Source organism: Staphylococcus pasteuri (assembly GCF_030547725.1).
Classification (GTDB): Bacteria; Bacillota; Bacilli; order Staphylococcales; family Staphylococcaceae; genus Staphylococcus; species Staphylococcus pasteuri.
Genome location: NZ_JAUOQO010000487.1, coordinates 1 through 260, shown reverse-complemented (window position 1 = coordinate 260; position 260 = coordinate 1). Strand labels below are relative to the sequence as shown.

Below are 260 nucleotides of genomic sequence, written 5' to 3'. Positions count from 1 at the left end.
GCCAAATTGCGCGCATTTTGGCGGCTGTGGGCACAGGGGTGAACAGATCTTCCTCGTCAGAAGGGGAATCGCTAATGGCAATATCTAAGCTACGTTCTTGCAGCCATTGCACAATGTTAGATAGCGCAATCGCACCAATAATTTTTCCGTCTCTCTGCACCGGATGCCAAGCATGCCCCGGCACCACGTTCAGTGACAAAGCGATATCGGCCAGCATTTGCTGGTGGTCGAATACTTCTATGCTTTGGCCGAGTTCACTG

At 51.5% G+C, this 260-nt stretch carries 1 protein-coding gene; it reads right to left on the bottom strand.

The annotated features are described in order from the left end of the window. Nucleotides 1–260, bottom strand: a 260-nt coding sequence (locus tag Q4528_RS14445; protein ID WP_303522332.1) for a hypothetical protein, incomplete at both ends; no start/stop codon positions are given.